16 protein-coding genes are annotated in these 16,109 nt (G+C 60.8%); 9 read left to right on the forward strand and 7 right to left on the reverse strand.

Translation table 11 applies throughout. The features are described 5' to 3' along the window. Positions 1 to 68: 68 nt before the first annotated feature. The 7 genes from ACQY6C_RS04595 to ACQY6C_RS04625 all read left to right on the forward strand — a co-directional run bounded on the left by ACQY6C_RS04595 (position 69) and on the right by ACQY6C_RS04625 (position 6,981). Positions 69 to 1,271, forward strand: coding sequence for an acyl-CoA dehydrogenase (locus ACQY6C_RS04595; RefSeq protein ID WP_427965375.1), 1,203 nt, complete (start codon positions 69 to 71; stop codon positions 1,269 to 1,271). After that, complete coding sequence (locus ACQY6C_RS04600; RefSeq protein WP_427965378.1) at positions 1,271 to 3,472, forward strand: thiamine pyrophosphate-dependent enzyme; 2,202 nt, start codon at positions 1,271 to 1,273, stop codon at positions 3,470 to 3,472. Before ACQY6C_RS04595 ends, ACQY6C_RS04600 begins: the two co-directional genes overlap by 1 nt. Beyond that, positions 3,469 to 4,515: an ACP S-malonyltransferase gene (locus tag ACQY6C_RS04605; RefSeq protein WP_427965381.1), complete on the forward strand. Its 1,047-nt coding sequence runs from the start codon at positions 3,469 to 3,471 to the stop codon at positions 4,513 to 4,515. The genes ACQY6C_RS04600 and ACQY6C_RS04605 overlap by 4 nt, the downstream gene beginning before the upstream one ends. 9 nt (positions 4,516 to 4,524) lie before the next feature. Next, complete coding sequence (locus ACQY6C_RS04610) at positions 4,525 to 4,647, forward strand: copper resistance protein B (protein ID WP_427965384.1); 123 nt, start codon at positions 4,525 to 4,527, stop codon at positions 4,645 to 4,647. 439 nt (positions 4,648 to 5,086) lie between these two features. Beyond that, positions 5,087 to 5,329: a hypothetical protein gene (locus ACQY6C_RS04615; RefSeq protein WP_427965387.1), complete on the forward strand. Its 243-nt coding sequence runs from the start codon at positions 5,087 to 5,089 to the stop codon at positions 5,327 to 5,329. 634 nt (positions 5,330 to 5,963) lie between these two features. After that, on the forward strand, positions 5,964 to 6,449 hold the full coding sequence (locus ACQY6C_RS04620) for a PilZ domain-containing protein (RefSeq protein WP_427965390.1): 486 nt from the start codon (positions 5,964 to 5,966) through the stop codon (positions 6,447 to 6,449). A 184-nt stretch (positions 6,450 to 6,633) separates the two neighbouring features. Further along, complete coding sequence (locus tag ACQY6C_RS04625; protein ID WP_427965393.1) at positions 6,634 to 6,981, forward strand: hypothetical protein; 348 nt, start codon at positions 6,634 to 6,636, stop codon at positions 6,979 to 6,981. Between the two features lie 134 nt (positions 6,982 to 7,115). Here ACQY6C_RS04625 and ACQY6C_RS04630 read toward each other — a convergent pair whose 3' ends face one another. Together ACQY6C_RS04630 and ACQY6C_RS04635 are read right to left on the reverse strand one after the other, a co-directional pair. Next, a complete protein-coding gene (locus tag ACQY6C_RS04630) occupies positions 7,116 to 7,823 on the reverse strand; it encodes an anti-sigma factor family protein (protein WP_427965396.1) in 708 nt (235 codons plus the stop codon). Continuing rightward, complete coding sequence (locus ACQY6C_RS04635; RefSeq protein WP_427965399.1) at positions 7,820 to 8,263, reverse strand: RNA polymerase sigma factor; 444 nt, start codon at positions 8,261 to 8,263, stop codon at positions 7,820 to 7,822. Before ACQY6C_RS04635 ends, ACQY6C_RS04630 begins: the two co-directional genes overlap by 4 nt. Before the next feature lie 125 nt (positions 8,264 to 8,388). Between ACQY6C_RS04635 and ACQY6C_RS04640 the strand changes: the two genes are divergently transcribed. Next, the gene (locus ACQY6C_RS04640) at positions 8,389 to 9,624 is read left to right on the forward strand and encodes a S8 family serine peptidase (protein WP_427965402.1); all 1,236 of its coding nucleotides are present in this window, start codon (positions 8,389 to 8,391) and stop codon (positions 9,622 to 9,624) included. A 95-nt stretch (positions 9,625 to 9,719) separates the two neighbouring features. Beyond that, entirely contained in the window at positions 9,720 to 10,574 is an 855-nt protein-coding gene (locus tag ACQY6C_RS04645) for a hypothetical protein (RefSeq protein ID WP_427965405.1), read from the forward strand. Positions 10,575 to 10,673: 99 nt separating this feature from the next. Here the strand turns inward: ACQY6C_RS04645 and ubiM are convergent, their stop codons facing one another. From ubiM to ACQY6C_RS04670, 5 genes are all read right to left on the reverse strand, one after another. Further along, positions 10,674 to 11,843, reverse strand: coding sequence for a 5-demethoxyubiquinol-8 5-hydroxylase UbiM (gene ubiM / locus ACQY6C_RS04650; RefSeq protein ID WP_427965408.1), 1,170 nt, complete (start codon positions 11,841 to 11,843; stop codon positions 10,674 to 10,676). 29 nt (positions 11,844 to 11,872) lie between these two features. Continuing rightward, entirely contained in the window at positions 11,873 to 12,607 is a 735-nt protein-coding gene (locus ACQY6C_RS04655; protein WP_427965411.1) for an anaerobic ribonucleoside-triphosphate reductase activating protein, read from the reverse strand. Between the two features lie 6 nt (positions 12,608 to 12,613). Next, the gene (locus ACQY6C_RS04660) at positions 12,614 to 14,623 is read right to left on the reverse strand and encodes a ribonucleoside triphosphate reductase (RefSeq protein ID WP_427965414.1); all 2,010 of its coding nucleotides are present in this window, start codon (positions 14,621 to 14,623) and stop codon (positions 12,614 to 12,616) included. A 172-nt stretch (positions 14,624 to 14,795) separates the two neighbouring features. Continuing rightward, complete coding sequence (locus tag ACQY6C_RS04665) at positions 14,796 to 15,302, reverse strand: flavin reductase family protein (RefSeq protein ID WP_427965417.1); 507 nt, start codon at positions 15,300 to 15,302, stop codon at positions 14,796 to 14,798. 35 nt (positions 15,303 to 15,337) lie between these two features. Then, on the reverse strand, positions 15,338 to 16,102 hold the full coding sequence (locus ACQY6C_RS04670; protein ID WP_427965420.1) for an SDR family NAD(P)-dependent oxidoreductase: 765 nt from the start codon (positions 16,100 to 16,102) through the stop codon (positions 15,338 to 15,340). Between the last annotated feature and the right edge of the window lie 7 nt (positions 16,103 to 16,109).

Below are 16,109 nucleotides of genomic sequence, written 5' to 3' on the forward strand. Positions count from 1 at the left end.
GCGAGAATCGAAGTTCTGGAACTAGCATTTTATCGAGCGAGAGCTCCCTTCTATCCCTAGGTGCACAAATGTCTGACGGTCACGGTCCTTCCCTTTCTAGCTTCGATGCGGTCGATCCCTTTCTGCTGGAGGAGCAGCTAACGGAAGACGAGCGGATGCTGCGCGACGCCGCGCGAGAGTTCGCGCAGAGCGAGTTGCAGCCGCGTGTTATCGACGCTTATCGGGAGGAAACGGTTGCCCCCGAACTCTTCCCGCTGATGGGGCAGGCCGGTTTGCTTGGCGTCACTATCCCTGAGGAGCTGGGCGGGCTCGGTGCCGGTTACGTAACCTATGGTCTGGTGGCGCGAGAGATCGAGCGCGTCGATTCCGGCTATCGTTCGATGATGAGCGTTCAGTCGAGCCTCGTGATGTATCCCATCCATGCCTATGGCTCGCCCGAGCAGCACCGGAAATACCTTCCTGGCCTTGCCAGCGGAGAATTGATCGGCTGTTTCGGCCTGACCGAGCCCGATGCGGGTTCCGACCCGGCGGGAATGCGTACAGTCGCGCGCAAGATTGAAGGCGGCTACGTCCTCAATGGCAGCAAGATGTGGATCTCCAACGCGCCGATTGCCGACGTGTTTGTCGTCTGGGCGAAATCGGAAGCGCATGGTGGTGCAATCCGGGGCTTCGTGCTGGAAAAGGGCATGAAGGGGCTCTCCGCACCCAAGGTTGCGGGTAAGCTCTCGCTGCGCGCATCTGTCACCGGTGAAATCGTGATGGACGATGTCGAGGTTGGTGAAGACGCGCTTCTGCCTGGTGTCAGCGGGCTCAAGGGGCCGTTCGGTTGCCTTAATCGTGCGCGCTTCGGCATTGCCTGGGGTGCAATGGGCGCGGCGGAGTTCTGCTGGCAGGCAGCGCTGCAATATGGGCTCGATCGCAAACAGTTCGGCAAGCCGCTCGCCGGGACCCAACTGTTCCAGCTCAAGCTGGCCAATATGCAGACCGAAATCACCCTGGGATTGCAGGCGGCGCTGCGTGTCGGGCGTTTGCTCGAAGAAGGCAAGGCCGCGCCGGAAATGATTTCGCTGATCAAGCGCAACAATTGCGGCAAGGCGCTCGAGATCACTCGAAATGCCCGCGACATGCATGGCGGCAACGGCATTTCCGAGGAATTCCAGGTGATCCGCCACATGATAAATCTTGAGACGGTCAATACCTATGAAGGTACGCATGATGTTCACGCGCTGATCCTCGGGCGCGCGCAGACCGGGATACAGGCGTTCTTCTGATGGCGCAGGCGATGGACCGCGTTACGGTTGTTCATGAGAACTTCCTGCGCCGGGTCAGCGAAGGTGATCTTCCACAGGGGCGGCCTGCCACCGGTCCGCTTGACGAACGACTGGCTCTGTCGATCTTCCGCTCGGCCTGTCTGACGCGCGCACTCGATCGGGAAAGCCGCAAGATGCAGGCGGCAGGGCAGGGCTATTACTCGATCGGGCCTTCGGGTCATGAAGGGATCGCTGCCGTGGCGGCGGCGCTGCGCCCGACCGACATGGCCTTCCTCCACTACCGCGACGCTGCTTTCCAGATCCAGCGCGCCGAACAGGTGCCCGGCCAGACGATCGCATGGGACATGCTGCTGTCCTATGCCTGTTCTGTCGAGGATCCGATTTCGGGCGGCAGGCACAAGGTGCTGGGTTCGAAGACGCTAAACATTCCGCCGCAGACATCGACCATCGCCAGCCATTTGCCCAAGGCAGTGGGCGCTGCCTATTCACTGGGTTTGGCGAAGCGGGAGTCGCCCCAGTTCAAGACGATGCCTGACGATGCGATCGTCTATTGTTCCTTCGGCGATGCCTCGGTGAACCACTCCACCGCACAGGGCGCCTTCAACACAGCACAGTGGACCAGCTACCAATCGGTGCCGCTGCCGCTGCTGTTTGTGTGCGAGGATAATGGCATCGGCATCTCGACCAAGACCCCGAGAGGCTGGATCAAGGCGACGTTCGAGCACCGACCGGGTCTGAAGTATTTCGAATGCGACGGTCTCGACATCTACGAGACATTCCGCGTCGCTCAGGAAGCCGCAGAATACGTCCGCAACCGGCGCAAGCCCGCGTTTCTCCATGTCCGCACCATCAGGCTTTACGGCCACGCAGGCGCGGATGTCGCGATGGCCTATCTCTCGCGCCAGGAGGTCGAGGCCGAAGAGGCGCAGGATCCACTGCTGCATATGGTCCGCCAGCTTGACGAAGCGGAGGTGATCGATCCTGCAGGCGCACTCGGCATCTACCAAGACACGGCTGCGCGGGTTGCGCGCATCGCAAGGGAAGTGGTGACGCGCGACCGGCTCAAGACAGCCGAGCAGGTCATGGCCAGCCTCATTCCTCCGAAACGCAAATGCGCCGCGACCAATGGCCCTGCGCCGGAGCAACGTGCAAATGTGTTCGGGTCCGACATGGCGGCGATGTCCAAGCCGCAACCGATGGGCAAACTTGTCAATATGGCGCTGACCGACCTGATGCTTGAGCATCGCGAAATCGTGATGATGGGCGAGGATATAGGCCGAAAGGGCGGCAATTACGGCGTCACCCAGCGGCTCTCGACGCGCTTCGGACGGGCGCGGGTGATCGATACGCTGCTGGACGAGCAATCGATCCTCGGTCTTGCAATCGGCATGGCGCAGAATGGTTTCATCCCGCTGCCGGAGATCCAGTTCCTCGCCTATCTCCACAATGCGGAGGATCAACTGCGCGGCGAAGCGGCGACGCTGCCGTTTTTCTCCGACGGGCAATATTCAAACCCGATGGTCGTGCGGATTTCCGGGCTTGGGTATCAGAAGGGCTTTGGCGGGCACTTCCATAATGACAATTCGCTGGCCGTCCTGCGCGACATTCCGGGCCTGATCCTCGCTTGCCCGTCGAACGGGCGCGATGCGGCAATGATGCTGCGCGAATGCGTGCGTCTGGCGCGCGAGGAACAGCGGCTGGTGGCGTTTCTGGAGCCCATTGCGCTCTACCAGATGCGGGACCTTCACGAGGCTGGCGATGGTGGATGGATGCAGCTCTACCCCGAACCGTGCGAGAGGATTGGTTTCGGGGAGGTCGGCGTGCATGGGAAGGGCACCGATCTCGCTATCGTCACCTTTGCCAATGGCACCCATCTTTCGCATCAGGCATTGCCGATTCTCGCAAACAAAGGCGTGAATGCCCGTATTGTCGACATCCGCTGGCTCTCGCCGCTGCCCGAACAGGCAATCGCCGATGCTGTCGCGGATTGCGGTTCTGTCCTGATCGTCGATGAGACGCGGCGCACGGGCGGGGTGGCCGAGGCGCTGATGGCTACTCTGGCCGAGCACACCAACCTGCCGCATGCCCGCCTGACGGCAGAGGACAGCTTCATTCCAACCGGCCCGGCCTATGCGGCAACCATGCCGTCAAGGGACAGCATTGTCGAAGCCGCGCTTGCGCTAGCCGGAGGTGCAAAATGAACGGCGAAAGGAAGTCCGCTGTCGTCATTTGCCCGGGGCGCGGGACCTACAATTCGGCTGAACTCGGCTACCTCGCGCGGCACTTCCCCGATGCAGGGCTGCTTGCGCGCTTCGATGCCATTAGAGGTGAGGGCAATCAGGAGACGCTGAGCGCACTCGACGGGGCCGATCGCTTCTCGATGGCGAAGCATACCCGCGGCGACAATGCTTCGGGCCTGATCTTTGCCGCATCCTACGGCGATTTCTGCGTCATCGATCGCGATCTGGTGGAGATCGTGGCGGTCTCCGGAAACTCGATGGGCTGGTACACCGCACTGGCTTGCGGCGGAGCGCTATCGGCGGAGAATGGGTTCGTCGTCGCCAACACCATGGGCACGCTGATGCAGCAATCGCTGATCGGCGGACAATTGATCTATCCCTGGGTCGATGAAGACTGGGTGCCCAACCCCGCACGCAAGGCGGAACTGCTTGCGCTGGTGGAGGAGGTTGGAGCGCGTGAAGAGGTTGAACTCTACCTCTCGATCGATCTCGGCGGAATGCTGGTGCTGGCGGGCAATGCGGCGGGACTCGACGCCTTTGAGAAGGCTGTCGAGCCGGTCCAGGGCCGCTTCCCCATGCGTTTGGCCAATCATGCCGCCTTCCACACGCCGATGCAGGAGCCGGTTGCCGCGCAGGGCAGGTCAAGGCTCGATCCAGGTCTGTTCGGTCAGCCGGGCTTGCCTCTGATCGATGGCCATGGCCAGATCTGGTGGCCCGGTGCAACCGATGCCGAGGCGCTGTACGGCTACACCTTGGGGGCGCAGGTCACGCAGCCCTATAACCTCACGCGGGCGATCACCGTTGCCGCGCGCGAGTTTGCGCCCGACCTGTTCATCATTCTCGGCCCCGGAACGACGCTGGGCGGAGCCGTCGCGCAATCGCTGATCTGTGCTGACTGGCGCGGCATGGCAGACAAGGCGGGATTCCAGGACTTGCAGGCGCGCGAGCCCGTTCTTGCGTCCATGGGCATGGCCGACCAGCGCGAGCTGGTGTCGCGCGGCTGAACGTAACAATTGGCGCCCTATGGCGGCATTTCATGGGAACGGAAGCTCGGCGATTCTGCTGATTATGCGCCGGCAGAAGGAGAACCCGCGTCGACAGTATCCTTCGTGGCTGGCTTGCGTTTCTGGTGTTGAATGAAGCTGCCGAATGGCCGCCGGATTGTGGCCCAATTTTCGAACATCATCGAGTTGAGAGCGCTATGGCTGACGAGAATGCCGAGCCAGGACACTTTCGAAATCTTCCCTTTTTCAACCCAAAAGATTGTATTTGATCGATTTTGTATTTTCGGACAGTTGCCGCGCCCGACACCTTGATAAGCGGGCCGAGGGGGAAGCAAGTTGACGCATGAAGATCCAATCGTGGATCGGTCGACCTGCCTTGGCCCTCCGTTGGACGAATGGGTTGAAGCGCGAAACTATCGTGTATCGCGCGCACGTCCGACCTGAATGAACTCAAATGCGTTGAGCGCAAGATCGGCCCACCGCCGCGTCTTTCCGCTCGGTTGCGGCACTCTTGGAACATGGTCTTGCGCCTGGCGCATGACGCCTGAAGACAAGAAATGAGGGTGAATAGATGTCAGACAAAGGGAAGCGGCTCAATCCGCGTATCGCGGTCAACAAAGAGGCCATACTCGCCGACGAGATGGGTGGAGAGGTCGCCTGCACATTGCTCGACCTATCGAGCGATGGATTTCGGGCCAAACTTGGATCTCCTCATAACCCTACCACGCTGGTCAAGCTGGTTTGCGGCGATGAGACCTATGACATTGAGATCCGCTGGGCGACCGGTCTCGAGATAGGTGGTCGCATACTCTAGCTTTCGCGTCCTGGTTTGGCCGATCCGATTCGGTCGACCGGTCAATTCCGGTTCCATGCTTCAGGCTGTGAGATGGGCAGGCCGCAATGGCGGCTCATCCTGTATCTGGAACGGTGCAACCTTCAGTCAATTCGCGGAATTTCTGCCAGTCCGGTCTGGCGCACCGGCCACCGATTGAGGGGTGCCCGGACGCGAACTTGTGTCATTTTCGCAAGTGGGGGCGCCAATAACGGAGAACCCTATGCGTAAGCCAAACTTGCCCGTCAGCCTTGCAGCCGTAGTGATCGGATTGGCGTTTGCCACTTCGGTTGCGGCGCAATCGAAGGGAGAGCCTCAACGTTCATCGCAGATACCGCCTGGATTGGAGAAGGCCCTGTCGAAAGCAATGCCTGGCATATCCCGGGCGATAATTGCGAGCGAAGGTTCGAACAGCCGGTTGCAGGATTTACCGGTCAGTCCCTGAAATTTGGACTTCTGGCGATGGGCTCCGCTTAGGTGGAGCCCATTTCGCATGTTAGACTGAGCCCGGGCAAAGCGGCCTTCGCGACAGATCGAACCGGTAGCAAGTCGTGTCGAGTCAAGCGTTTAGCAGGTTTTAACTTCGCAATGCTGAACTGAAGCATGGAGATTGTCTATGCTTCCAAAGGCCGCTTACATATCGCCAGTTGAACCCTCTGCCGAAAGGCGAGGTGCAGTAAGACGTGTCGTCACACTTGGTCTCGACGTTGCGGAGACGCGGGGCAATACACGCGTCCTGATCCTCAATCTGTCGCGGACGGGATTGCTTCTGCAAACGTCCGCCGAGCTTGAAGTGGGCGAAACGATCCAGATCGATGTTCCCGAAGCGGGGCAGGTCGAAGCGAAGATCGTGAGGCAAAACGGCGACCAGTTTGGCGCAATGTTTGACAATCCAATCAAACAGGCCGCCATCAGCGCAGTCCTTCTGGCGGCTCCTGCCCGGCCCGAGCCGCTTGCAAGGGAAGAGATAGCGGCAGCGCATCGGTCGCATCCCAGCTACGAACCCGTTCCCGATTGGCTCCCCCTGGCAATTCTGGCGGTGACTGCGTGCGCTACGGCTTTCTTTGTCTATGCATTGTCCTTCCTGCCGATCACCGGCTGACCCCTCTGGTCCTGAGCGATACAGAGCCGGATCCGGGACAAATGCGCATCCTGGCGCGAATGGAATGCACCAGCTGCAATTGGCCCAGCATAATTTTTCTCGCTCGGTCGGATTAAAGCCGGTCGCAAGCTCGTTTCCCTTCTGACCGGCCGGAATCCCGGCCAGGATTTGAAGGAGAACGACGTTGAACAAATTTGCAATTCTCACCGGCCTTGCCGCGCTGGCATCCAGCGCCATCGTGCATGCGGCGGCACCGACTCTGCCGGAAGAGTCCTATGCTCGCGAACAGGAGAAGCTGATCTTCAACGCACCCATTGCCGGAATCCAGAACAGCCTGTGGTTCGATTATCGCATCGATGTGATGGAGGCGCAGAAGGAACTTGCCAGCGATCTTCGCCGCGCGAGCGACCTGGAAGATCAGCGTGACGCGTGGGAAGAATATGGCGATGAGCTGCGCAAAGAGCGCAAGCACTATGTCAAGCAGATGGCCAAGCGCGGCTATCGGCAGGGGACAGTGACCGTCGGTTCATAGCTCCAGGGCAGGGCGGGCGGACCTCTCGACTCCCTCTGCATCCGTACCCGTTTTGCCTGGAAGGGCCGGTCTTCGCACCGGCCCTTTTTTTGGCGAGATGAGTGGAGGCATGGCGAGAGCGCCGTTTGCACAGTTCAGTCGCGCCAGCCGTTATCGCGAGCAGCGACTTCATCCTCGGAAGTGAGTGCTGGCCCGTCGGCCATGTCTTGGGCAATTGCCATCAATTCACCATCGCTGCCCGCCATGCGATATTCGCTGCCGCCGCTGGAACTGCCGCTGCCGACAGCCTGGTAGCGCCAGCCTCGATCGTCGCGGCAAGCGATTCCGCTGCCGTCGCTTGAAGTGAAGGCGCGGCATAGCTCGTTCGAACCATTGCGGAAGCTGAGCAATATACGCGTTCCCGCATCGGTGGGCTGGGTAGCAACCAGCTGAGTCTCGAGCGCCGATGCGATATTCGCTCCGGCATAACTCGGACGGTCGCGATCTCCGACTGTAAACACCAGCGCCGCGACGAGCGATGCGGCAATCGCTCCACCAGCCCAACCCCAGGCGGGCAGTACGCGCTTGGCCTGGCGCTTGTCACGGGCCTTGGCGAGATCGACAACGCCGCCATCGCCGTCATGCTCGTCCGCACCTGCAAGCAATTGTGTCAGCCGGTCGGGCACGTCCTGCTCAAGGATCGGCGCAAAATGGCTCGCCAGCTTTGCCTTGAGCGCCCGATGCGCTTCGACCTGACGGGCAAGCTCAGGGTCAGCGGCTATCGCTTCGGCGACGCGCGCTTCGGCTTCGCCCGACAATTCGCCATCTGCAAAGGCGGCCAGTTCTTCAGGCGAAATGCTCATGCTTCAGCCTCCAGGATTTCCATCAGCGCATCGCGCCCGCGCACCAGGCGCGAATTGAGCGTTCCCACCGGGCAATCGACGATCGCTGCGGCTTCCTTGTAGGAATAGCCTTCGACCATCACCAGCAGCACAGCCTCGCGCTGCTCATCGGGCAGCCGCTGCATGGCGCGGTCAATATCGTTCAATGCGATGCTCGCCTCTTGCGCACCGTCAGCGCCGACCGCAAACCCGGCCTCCTCATCGACGAAGGTTTCGGATCGGCGCGAGCGCGCCCTGCTTTCGTCGATCCAGATATTGCGCATGATGCGATACATCCAGCTATCGAGCCGCGTGCCCTGCTGGAACTGGTCCTTTCGGGTCAGCGCGCGCTCGATCGTCATCTGGCAAAGGTCGTCGCCGTCGGCAGGATGGCCCGCCAGCCCGATCGCGAAACGGCGCAATCGGGGCAGCAGCTCCAACACATTATGCTCGAACGACGTGCTCAGTGCCTTTGCCTTCCATGGATTAAACGAACGACCTCGCCCGTTTCATCCATGCTTAATGCGAGATAGTGAAGGGGCACCATATGCACGTGCGGATTTTCCTCATTTCACTGGGCCTGGCCTTGCTGGCGGCGCCGCTTTCGGCGCAGCTCGGGCTGCCGCAGGTGGAATTGCCGCAGACCGGCACAGTGCTCGATCCCGTCACGGGGAGCGTGCTCGATCCGGTCTTGGACGTGAGCGAGGATGTGACGCGGAAGGCCGCAAGACTGGCAGACCTGCGAGAGCGGCGGTTGGACCGGCTGGTGCGGCGCAATCGCGATATCCTCGAACTTGATGCGGCGGGCGCTCCTGCGCGCAAGGGGACGCTGCTGTTGATTGATGCCAGCGCACAAGACATTGCCACGGCTCAATCGCTCGGATTTGAAGCCAATGGCATCGAGCGGATCGACGGTCTGGAGCTTGTCGTGACCAGGCTCGCCTTGCCGGAAGGGCTTACGCTCGCCGGGGCGCAACGCAAACTTCAGGAAGTCTTGCCTCAGGCAGAGATCAGCGCCGACAACCTTCACTTTCGCAGCGGCCCGGCGGCCGCCCTGCCATTGATGGCGCAGCCGGTTGCAAGATCGATTGCAACGCCTGTGGGAATTATCGACGGTGCACCGGGCGATGGGATTGCGGTCCAGGCGGTTCGCGGCTTCGCCGATGGCGCACCCTATCCCAGCAATCACGGCAGCGCAGTGACCTCGCTCTTGCGTTACGCCGGAGTGCGCACAATCCGCGTTGCCGATGTCTATGGAACCGACAAGGCCGGCGGCAATGCGCTTGCCATCGCCAGGGCCCTTGGCTGGTTGGTAGAAAGTGGAAGCAAGGTCATCAATATCAGCCTGGTTGGCCCGCAAAACGCGCTGCTTCAACGGGCCGTGGCAAGCGCACAGGCCAAGGGCGTCGTCGTGGTTGCGGCTGTGGGGAATGACGGTCCTGCATCGCCGCCCTCCTATCCCGCATCCTACAGCAAGGTGTTGGCGGTGACTGCGGTCGACAGGCACGATCGGGCCCTGATCGAAGCGGGAAGGGCGCTTCATCTCGACTATGCTGCGCCAGGCGCGGATATCTATGCGCGCAATGCGAAAGGCGGGCGCATGAAGTTGCGTGGAACCTCTTTTGCGACGCCGCTGGTTGCTGCGCGGCTCGCGGCCGCGCTCGACCATGGGGGCGGCTGGCGCCAGCGGCTTGATGCCGAAGCGCGCGATCTCGGCAAGAAAGGCCCCGACGGGGTTTATGGCCGCGGCCTTCTTTGCGGCGCATGTCGCCCATCCCGATAAAATTCGCGGCTGTGATGAATTAAACCGGCGCGGCCACTCGTTTTGTCCTTGAGCGGGCGGAAATCCTGCTTGCAGACAATTGAAAGGACGAAACGATGAAAAAGCTCCTTATTGCCACAACGGCATTCACTCTCGCGGCGATGCCCGCACAGGCCCAACTGCTCGGTGGAGGCGGTGGGCTGACTGGCGGGCTGGCCGGCGGTATCGGTTCGGGTCTCGACCTGGGCAGCACGATCTCGCGCACCACTGACACCGTCAACAGCACCACGCGCGGCGCCGTTCGCGGCAATGCCGCAACCGATGGCAGCCAATCGGTCGATCGCCGCTCGGGCCGGGTCGAAGCGCGCCGAAGCGCCGACGTTGCAGGTGCGGCCAATGTGGCCCAGCTGGTCAACACCCCGATCGCCCCGATAGGGGCGAATGCAAACGGAAGCGGCAATGCATCGGGCAGTGGCGAGGCCCAGGCGCAGTTGATCGGCACAGACGCCGTTCAATCCCTCACCGGCAGCGCGACCGGCCAGGCGAGCGCAACTGTGAACTCTGCGCAATCCGTAGCTACGCAGGCTGTCGCTCAGACCCACGGCGCTGTCGCTTCGATACCCACCGGGCTCCCAGCTACGAGTGGTTCGGCGAACGGCGAGGGTTCGGCAGAGGGACAAGGCTCGGCCGGATTGACCTCTTCGCCCCTCGCAGTCGCGGGTTCGGCTGCAGGCGCGGCGCAGGGCGCTGCTGCGATTGCGCCGGGAATGCCGGTGGTATCGCCTGAAGGCATGCCGATAGGCGAAGTCCGGCAGATCGTAGCCAATTCGCGCGGCGAGGTCGAAGAAGTGGTCGTCTCGAATGGCGATGCCATGCACACGATCCCGGCTGCCGACCTGACGGCAAATGGTGGCGCGCTCGTCACCGGTGAAGGCAGTGCAGCAGCCAATGCGTCAGACTCCGGCAGTTAAGCCGGTTGAACTTGCCATCGACGGGGTTGCCGGAAGCCAGAGGGTCCAATGTGGCCCTCTGGCTTTCGCGTGCGAGCCGTCCGGTTTGGCGTGTCTCGCCTAGGCTCCCTGCATGAGCAGTTTCGATACCGCCTTGCGTGCAGGCGCCAGGCGCGCGGCGCGCAAGCCCAGTCCTCGAGCCAGGCGACCCGGTGCGCGATCATCGGTATAGAGGCCGACGATGGCGTTGGTGGCTGCATAGAGCGGCCAGGTCGCTGCACGGTGACCCGCTTCGTAGCGACGCAAGGTAACGGGATGACCAGGATCCCCGTGAAGACGGCACCCAGCCGCAACCAGACGCGCAAGGCGTTCCGTCCCGGCTATGCCGAGATTGAAACCATGCGCTGTGACGGGGTGCATGCCGACCGCAGCATCGCCTGCAAGCGCGGCCCGCTTGGTAATGAAACGATGCGAATAGCTGGTAGTGAGCGGATAGTTGTGCATCGGCGTGAGCATGCGCATTTGCCCGAACTTGCGGGCGAAACGCCGCGTCAATTCGTCGCCCAAGGCCCCGGGATCCATTGCCGCGAGCCGCTCCGCATCCCCATCGGGCAGCGTCACCACTGCGGATGCCTGGCGTTCGCCCAGCGGCAGCAGGGCCAGCGTCTGCCCATTGTCGAACCACTCGGTTGCGGCATTGTCATGGTGGCGCTCCAGTTCGACCCGCCCCACCAGCATCGATTTGCCGAGCCGGTTCATCCGCGCGGAAATGCCCAGCTTCCCGCGAATGGTGGAGAAGCGAGAGTCCGCGGCGACCAGAAGACTCCCGACATGTTCCGCGCCGTTGCTCAGGCTCACCTGTGCCGCATGGTCGCTGGTCGAAACTTCCTCGACGCTGACCCCGGCGATCAGTTCGATGCCCGAATGCTCGATCGCGCTTGCGAACAGCGCGCGGCGAATGTCGCAATTGGACACCAGCGAGCCAAGCTGTGCGGTGCTGCGCCGCCCCGCATCGAAAGAGAGTGCGAGCGGTGACTTGCCGTTGAGAACCCTTGCTTCGGCCAGCGGGTGGATATTGCCCGGTGCGATCTTCTCCCACGCGCCAAGCCGTTTGAGCGCAGCAATCGAACTGTGCGTCAGCGCGATTTCACGTCCGTCAAAGGCAGGATCGGAGAGCATGTCTTCCTCCTGTCGTTCGACCAGTAAAATCCGCAGGCCGGTTTGTGCAAGGCCGATTGCCAGAGCGAGGCCGGCCGGGCCTGCACCCGCGATAATGACTGGCTTGGTCATCTTGATAGATCCTTGTTGAGTAGTTGAGATTACCGGAACTGCAATTCCAGCGGGCTTTGCGCGGTTAGTCGTGCAACGTTGATCGATTTCGGGTTGGCTTGGAGATCGCCCAGTGTGGGCCGGTCGGGGCCGGAGATCGCCTGCTGGAGTGCGTATTGGCCGCGATAGCCGCGACGCGAAAGGTCGCTGGCCATCGCCAGCAAGTCGTCTTCTTCGAGGAGATCGGCGTGTACCGTTGTGCGCACTTCGAAAGGCACCCGTTCCTGCTTGCAGAGCAGGTCGAGCGTGCGTTCGAAACGGGAAAAAGCGCTTGTAGCTGTGACCTTCTGAAATTTTGAACGAGGCGCCTTGTAGTCGAGCGCCACGCGGTCGAGCAGACCTTCGCAAAGCAGGCTTTCGACCACATCGGGCCGCAAGCCATTCGTATCGAGCTTGATCGCGAAACCCATCGCCCGGACCTGCCGAATGAAGCCCGCAAGGCCACTCCAGGTCGTTGCCTCTCCGCCTGAGAAAACGACCCCTTCGAGCAAGCCTTTGCGTGACCTGAGGAAATCGAACGCCTGCTCCGTCCCGATGGTCCCTTTGCCCAGCACGATTTGCGGATTGTGGCAGTAACCGCAGCGCATGTTGCAACCGGCGATCCACAATATGCAGGCGATATGCTCGGGAAAATCGAGCATGGTGAAGGGCGTGATGGCGTGAAAGGGAGCTGACTTCCGATGGGGGACACCATGCCCCCCATGCGGTTGCTCATATGCCGTCACGGCCAGTCAGCCCCTTCCAGAGAACAGATCGCCGACCATCGCAGCGTCTTCAGTAAAGTGCCGCCTTTCGCGGTGTTCGCCCTGTTTGCCGCGATTGAAGCTGTCGACCGGGCGGAAGTAACCCATCACCCGCGTCCATACCTTGGTGCGGCTGCCGCATTCGGGGCATTCGGGTTGCTCGCCGTCGAGATAGCCATGCGTGTCACAGACCGAGAACACCGGGGTTAGCGTGACATATGGCAGGCGATAATTGGTCAGCACCTTCTTGAGGAAGGAGCGGGCCGCATTCGCGCTCGACAGCTTCTCGCTCATATAGAGATGCAACACGGTTCCGCCGGTATATTTGCACTGCAAATCGTTCTGCAGTTCCAGCGCTTCGAACGGATCGTCGGTGAGGCCGACCGGGATCTGCGAGGAGTTGGTGTAATAGATGTTCTCGCCGCTGCCCGCCTGGATGATATCGGGGAAGCGCTTCAGATCTTCCTTGGCGAAACGATAGGTTGTCCCTTCCGCGGGCGTTGCCTCAAGATTGTAAAGATTGCCGGTCCGCTCCTGATATCCAAGCAGCCGCTCGCGCATGTGATCGAGAACGGTCAGCGCCATGGCGATGCCCTCCTGATCCGCGAGATCGGCTTCGTCGCCGGTGAAATTGCGGACCATTTCGTTCATTCCGTTGACGCCGATTGTCGAGAAGTGATTGCGCAGGAACGGCAGGTAGCGCGCGGTGTAGGGATAGAGGCCGCGGTCATACATCTGCTGGATGAAGGCGCGCTTCTTCTCGAGCGTCGAGCTGGCAAGGTCCATCAGCCGGTCGATCTCGCGCATCATCCCTTCGAGATCACCTTTGAAACGATACCCCAGCGCGGCCATGTTGATGGTCACCACGCCCAGCGATCCGGTCATTTCGGCCGATCCGAACAGCCCGTTGCCGCGTTTGAGCAGCTCGCGAAGGTCCAGCTGCAGGCGGCAGCACATCGAACGCACCGCGCCGGGCGCATAGGCCTCTGGATTGCGCCGCTTCTCCCCCGTTTCAGGATCGCGGATGAACTGGCTGCCAATGAAGTTCTGGAAATAGGAAGAGCCGACCTTGGCGGCGTTCTCGAAAATCGCGGTTGCCACCTTGCTGTCCCAATCGAAATCCTCGGTGATGTTCACGGTTGGGATCGGGAAGGTGAAGGGCTGGCCGGTCGCGTCGCCCTCGGTCATCACCTCGTAATAGGCGATGTTGATCATCTCCATTTCCGGCGCGAAATGGCTGAAGGTCAGGTCCTCCAGACTACGAATCCCCATGTCGCGCGCCTGGGCACGGGCGAGCAGGGCGTCGTCGTCGATCGCGTGGAACAGGTGCCGGTCGCGATAGGTCGGATAGAGATCCTGCAAGTCCTCCGGCACGACGATGTCGAGCGTGATATTGGTGAAGGGCGACTGGCCCCAGCGTGCCGGGACGTTGAGATTATAGACGAACTGCCGGATCGCCTTCTTGACCTCGGCAAAGCTTAGATCGTCATAGAAGACATAGGGCGCGAGATAGGTGTCGAAGCTGGAAAACGCCTGGGCGCCTGCCCACTCCGACTGGAGGATTCCCAGGAAATTGCTCATCTGGCCGAGCGCTTCGCGGAAGTGGCGCGGCGGGCGGGACGAAACGCGGCCGGGCACTCCGTTGAAACCGTCATTGAGCAGCGCACGCAGCGACCAGCCGGCGCAATAGCCGGTCAGGCAATCGAGGTCGTGAATATGGATGTCGGCCTGGCGATGAGCGAGCCCTTCGGCGGGAGAATAGATTTCGTCGAGCCAGAAATTGGCGATGACCTTTCCTGCAACATTGCTGACCAGGCCGGCATGCGAATATCCCACATTGGCATTGGCCTTGATCCGCCAGTCGGCCCCAGTAATGTATTCGCCTACAGTCTCCGAACAATCGATATTGCGACCATTCCAGAGCGTTGTGGCGTCGGTTAGGTACTCGTCGGTACCCGTGCAATCGGCCAGTGTCTTGCGTTGCAGTTCTGTCGTCATGATCCCTCCTTACCCAAAGAGTGGCCTGGTATGCCTGGAGGCATTAGCCACTAGATGTTGTGCATGGAGGTATTTCTAAGCACAAAATGCAGAGAGCCATTTGACAAATGTCAAATGAGTGGAAATTCCTTCTGCAGGCGAGGCCTCGGGACCTCGCCGCTATGCTTTCAGTTCAGATTTGGCTGGCGTGTCGATCGTTATGCTGGACCAGCGCACCATCGACATAGAGCAGCGGGCTGACTTCGTTGCGCACAAGGACGTCGATCACTTCGCCGATGACGATCGTGTGACTGGAATGTTCGATACGGTCGCCAATCTTGCATACCAGCGATGCCTGCGACCCATCGATGACGGGGACGTCTTCCTCGTGAAGGTGCCAGTCAAATCCGTCAAAGCGCATTTCCCTCAGGCTCGGATCGAGAAACCGTTGAACGACTCCCTCCTGCTCCACTGCAAGGATATTGACACCAAAAACCGGAGCGCGCGCAAAGACCGGGTGCATGAAGGCCGATCGGTTGATGCAGGCAAGAACACTCGGCGGTTCGAGGGATAGCGAACATACGGCAGTGGCGACGATTCCCAGCGGCTGTCCTTTGTCGAATGCAGTCAGGATCGTCACTGTCGACGCGAAACGCCGCATTGCTTTGAGAAAATCGGCTTCAATAGCGATTTCAGCCATCACTCTGTCCCTTTGCCCCCGTCATTCGCCAGTCGTCAGATTGTCGCTCCCCCGTCGACCACTACCATCTGGCCTGTCGTCCATCTTGCTGCAGGCGAAGCAAGGTAGACCGCTGCACCGGCAATATCGCGCGGTTCACCGATCCGGCGCATGGGTAGCTGGGCTTCCACGTTTTCACGCGCCTTTGGGTTTTCCCAGAGTGCGCGTGCAAAATCGGTCTTCACCAGGCCCGGTGCGATCGCATTGACCCGCACACCATATTTCCCGTTCTCGACCGCGTAGTTTCGCACAAGCTGGAAATCCGCAGCCTTGGAGATGTTGTAGGCGCCGATCATGGAGGTTCCGCGCAACCCTCCTATGGAGCTGATTACGATGATCGCTCCGTCCTTCTTCTCCCGCATCCTGGGGAGGGCGAGTTGCATCAGCCAATGGTTCGACAGGATGTTGTTATCCAATACCTTGCGGAACTGTTCATCTTCGATCGTATCCAACGATCCGTAGTGCGGATTGCTTGCCGCATTGCAGACGAGGATATCGACTGCCCCAAGCCGTGCCTCGGTCCGTTCGAAGAGATCCTTGAGCTGCGCCTTGTCGGAGATGCTGGCAGCGATCGCGATGGCTCGCTCGTCATCATACTTCGCATTGATTGCAGAGGCGGTTTCGTCGCAAGCTTCCTGCTTGCGGCTGGATATGACCACTCGCGCGCCGTGTGCAGCGAGTTCTTCCGCGATAGCTCTACCAATTCCCCGGCTTGATCCTGTTATGATCGCGGTCTTTCCCGTCAGGTCGAACAATTCCATTCTGCTT

The sequence above is a fragment of the Altererythrobacter sp. genome (genome assembly GCF_050299635.1).
In the GTDB taxonomy this organism is placed as follows: domain Bacteria; phylum Pseudomonadota; class Alphaproteobacteria; order Sphingomonadales; family Sphingomonadaceae; genus Erythrobacter.

Coding starts and splice junctions, on each gene's coding strand:
- ACQY6C_RS04595 (WP_427965375.1), top strand. CDS start 69: ATGTCTGACGGTCACGGTCCTTCCCTTTCTAGCTTCGATGCGGTCGAT.
- ACQY6C_RS04600 (WP_427965378.1), top strand. CDS start 1,271: ATGGCGCAGGCGATGGACCGCGTTACGGTTGTTCATGAGAACTTCCTG.
- ACQY6C_RS04605 (WP_427965381.1), top strand. CDS start 3,469: ATGAACGGCGAAAGGAAGTCCGCTGTCGTCATTTGCCCGGGGCGCGGG.
- ACQY6C_RS04615 (WP_427965387.1), top strand. CDS start 5,087: ATGTCAGACAAAGGGAAGCGGCTCAATCCGCGTATCGCGGTCAACAAA.
- ACQY6C_RS04620 (WP_427965390.1), top strand. CDS start 5,964: ATGCTTCCAAAGGCCGCTTACATATCGCCAGTTGAACCCTCTGCCGAA.
- ACQY6C_RS04630 (WP_427965396.1), bottom strand. CDS start 7,823: ATGAGCATTTCGCCTGAAGAACTGGCCGCCTTTGCAGATGGCGAATTG.
- ACQY6C_RS04640 (WP_427965402.1), top strand. CDS start 8,389: ATGCACGTGCGGATTTTCCTCATTTCACTGGGCCTGGCCTTGCTGGCG.
- ACQY6C_RS04645 (WP_427965405.1), top strand. CDS start 9,720: ATGAAAAAGCTCCTTATTGCCACAACGGCATTCACTCTCGCGGCGATG.
- ubiM (WP_427965408.1), bottom strand. CDS start 11,843: ATGACCAAGCCAGTCATTATCGCGGGTGCAGGCCCGGCCGGCCTCGCT.
- ACQY6C_RS04660 (WP_427965414.1), bottom strand. CDS start 14,623: ATGACGACAGAACTGCAACGCAAGACACTGGCCGATTGCACGGGTACC.
- ACQY6C_RS04665 (WP_427965417.1), bottom strand. CDS start 15,302: ATGGCTGAAATCGCTATTGAAGCCGATTTTCTCAAAGCAATGCGGCGT.
- ACQY6C_RS04670 (WP_427965420.1), bottom strand. CDS start 16,102: ATGGAATTGTTCGACCTGACGGGAAAGACCGCGATCATAACAGGATCA.